Origin of the sequence: Mesorhizobium sp. M4A.F.Ca.ET.050.02.1.1 (assembly GCF_003997725.1) — a bacterium.
In the GTDB taxonomy this organism is placed as follows: Bacteria; Pseudomonadota; Alphaproteobacteria; order Rhizobiales; family Rhizobiaceae; genus Mesorhizobium.
In genome coordinates, this window is the sequence record NZ_RZSG01000668.1 from 1 (window position 1) to 3310 (window position 3310).

At 63.0% G+C, this 3310-nt stretch carries 2 protein-coding genes and 2 pseudogenes; all 4 read right to left on the reverse strand.

The features are described 5' to 3' along the window. Positions 1-449: pseudogene (locus tag EOA33_RS29015) on the reverse strand (Fe-S cluster assembly protein SufD); the annotation flags it as partial. Positions 450-474: 25 nt separating this feature from the next. Further along, complete coding sequence (sufC, locus tag EOA33_RS29020; RefSeq protein WP_126054868.1) at positions 475-1230, reverse strand: Fe-S cluster assembly ATPase SufC; 756 nt, start codon at positions 1228-1230, stop codon at positions 475-477. A 231-nt stretch (positions 1231-1461) separates the two neighbouring features. Then, positions 1462-2979, reverse strand: a complete 1518-nt coding sequence (gene sufB / locus EOA33_RS29030) for a Fe-S cluster assembly protein SufB (RefSeq protein ID WP_127407210.1) — start codon at positions 2977-2979, stop codon at positions 1462-1464. 183 nt (positions 2980-3162) lie between these two features. Further along, positions 3163-3310, reverse strand: a pseudogene (locus tag EOA33_RS40920) (cysteine desulfurase); the annotation flags it as partial.

Below are 3310 nucleotides of genomic sequence, written 5' to 3' on the forward strand. Positions count from 1 at the left end.
GAGCTGACAAGGCCGATACCCTCGCCCGACTGGCGTTCGACGATGGTCGCCTTGGCGCCATAGGGATCGAGCCCGGACGCCACGCTGCCGTCGGTGAGCTTTTCAGACAGGCGCTGCACGGTCACGCCCTCGACGGCAGGCAGCTTCGCGGTCGAGGCGCCGTTCAGCACCGGCAGCACTGCGGAGCCTTCCAGCACCGGCGCCATGGCCTTGGCCGTGGCAGCCGGCTCGAAGTCCGGCACCGGATTGAGGTTCAGCAGCCGGCGCAGGTCCGTATAGTGCCATGACTCGACGCGCCGCGACGGCAGGCCGCGCTTGATCGCCTCGATCGCGTCGTCGCGCTTCATCATCACCGCGCCATCGCCGGGCAGCAGCGAAAGCCGTTCGCCGAAGGCGTCGATCAGCGCCGTTTCGGCGGGGGTGCGCTGGGGCTGTGCGTGCATGTTCATTGCTCTCGCCTCGCCTGCTGGCATCTCACGCGGCTTCGCCGATCACGCCGGCGTAGCCATTGGCTTCGAGGTCGAGCGCCAGCGACTTGTCGCCCGACTTGATGACCTGGCCCTTGTAGAGCACGTGGACGCTGTCCGGCACGATGTGCTCCAGCAAGCGCTGGTAGTGGGTGATGACGACGATGGCGCGCTCCGGCGAACGCAGCGCGTTGACGCCGTCGGAGACGATCTTCAGCGCATCGATGTCGAGGCCGGAATCGGTCTCGTCGAGCACGCAGAGTTTTGGTTCGAGCAGCTTCATCTGCAGGATCTCGGCGCGCTTCTTCTCGCCGCCGGAGAAGCCGACATTGAGCGGCCGCTTCAGCATCGCCATGTCCATGTTGAGCGAGGCGGCGGCGTCCTTCACGCGCTTCAGAAATTCCGGGATCTTCAGCGGCTCCTCGCCGCGCGCCTTGCGCTGCTCGTTCATCGCCACCTTCAGGAATTCCATGGTCGCGACGCCCGGTATCTCCATCGGATACTGGAAGGCCAAAAAGATGCCGGCGGTGGCGCGCTCTGCCGGGTCCATTTCGAGGATCGAATGGCCGTTGTAGAGGATGTCGCCCTCGGTCACCTCATAGTCCTCGCGGCCGGCGAGGATATAGGACAGCGTCGACTTGCCCGAGCCGTTCGGGCCCATGATGGCGGCGACCTCGCCGGCCTTCACCGTCAGGTTGAGGCCGCGGATGATCTCGGTGCCGTCATCGACGATGCGGGCGTGCAGGTTTCTGATTTCAAGCATTTTCTTCCATTCGTCCTATGCGTAGCCGTCTGCCCGGCTAAACCCGATTTAACATCTGCTTCAAGGCTTCCAAAAGTGCGTGCCAAAAGCCATCCGGCGAATAAACCGCGACAAGCAACGCAGCGCCCGCTGCGCCCAAACACAACGCCAGTTGCAGCCTCGTTTCCCAGCTGTCCATTCGATCCCGCAGATAGACATGCTTTTCTGCGGATTCGCGTTTGGGCGCCCTTGTCACCCCACACTTCCCTCAAGGCTGATGCCGATCAGCTTCTGCGCCTCGACAGCGAATTCCATCGGCAGCTGCTGGATGACGTCCTTGACGAAGCCGTTCACGATCAGCGCGATCGCCTCTTCCTCGGGGATGCCGCGCTGCATGACGTAGAACTTCTGGTCCTCGGAGATCTTCGACGTCGTCGCCTCGTGCTCGAACTGGGCGGTCGAGTTCTTGGCTTCCATGTAGGGCACGGTGTGGGCGCCGCACTGGTCGCCGATCAAGAGCGAGTCGCAATTGGTGAAGTTGCGCGCGTTGGTCGCCTTGCGGTGCGCCGAGACCTGGCCGCGATAGGTGTTCTGCGAAAAGCCGGCGGCGATGCCCTTGGAGATGATGCGGCTCGACGTGTTCTTGCCGAGATGGATCATCTTGGTGCCCGAGTCGACCTGCTGGTAGCCGTTCGAGACGGCGATCGAATAGAATTCGCCGCTGGAATCGTCGCCGCGCAGGATGCAGCTCGGGTATTTCCAGGTGATGGCGGAGCCGGTCTCGACCTGCGTCCACGAGATCTTCGAACGGTCGCCGCGGCAGTCGCCGCGCTTGGTGACGAAATTGTAGATGCCGCCCTTGCCCTCGGCGTCGCCGGGGTACCAGTTCTGCACCGTCGAATATTTGATCTCGGCATCGTCGAGCGCGACCAGCTCGACCACCGCGGCATGCAGCTGGTTCTCGTCGCGCTGCGGCGCCGTGCAGCCTTCGAGATAGGAGACGTAGGCCCCCTCCTCGGCGATGATCAGCGTGCGCTCGAACTGGCCGGTGTTCTTCTCGTTGATGCGGAAGTAGGTCGACAGTTCCATCGGGCAGCGCACGCCCTTCGGCACGAAGACGAAGGAACCGTCGGTGAACACCGCCGAGTTCAGCGTGGCGTAGAAATTGTCGGAGGTCGGCACGACCGAGCCGAGATATTTCTTCACCAGCTCCGGATGCTCGCGGATGGCTTCCGAGATCGAGCAGAAGATGACGCCGGCCTCGGCCAGTTCCTTCTTGAAGGTGGTGACGACAGAGACGGAATCGAACACCGCATCGACCGCGACACGGCCCGACTTGAAGACATTGTCGTTGGCTTCCTCGAGCTCCGAGGCGTCCGTCTTCTGCACGCCGGCGAGGATTTCCTGCTCCTTCAGCGGAATGCCGAGCTTCTCGTAGACCTTCAGGATCTCAGGGTCGACTTCGCTGAGCGAGGTCGGGCCCGGCGTGCTCTTCGGCGCCGCATAGTAGTAGATGTCCTGGAAGTCGATCTTCGGATAGTCGACGCGCGCCCAGGTCGGCTCTTCCAGAGTCAGCCAGCGACGATAGGCTTCCAGACGCCATTCCAGCATCCAGTCCGGCTCGCCCTTCTTCGCAGAGATGAAGCGAATGATGTCTTCGCTCAGGCCCTTGGGGGCCTTGTCCATCGCGATCTCTGTCTGGAATCCGTATTTATACTGGTCGACGTCGATCTTTCGAACCCGATCGATCGTCTCCTGCACAGCAGGCATAAGCGTTCTCCATCCACGCCGGGGTCAAGGCCCGACAGTTTTCAAACTATGGCACCACCAATGGCCACGCATGGGCGGCCGGGGCGGCGTAAGTTCCATATAGTGCGTTCCGACCGGGAATTCACCCGGCCATTTCAACGCACGGCTCTACCAGGCCCGGGAGGCCCGAATTCCTGTCGCCGCTCAGGCGGCCTTCTCCGCACCGGCACGACGCGCGGCGATGCCCGCGAGTGCTGCCCGGAACAGCTCGATATCCTCGGCGCCGGTCGCATGGCCGATCGACACGCGCAAGGCACCCAGGCTGCCGCCAAATCCCATCGCCTTGAGCACC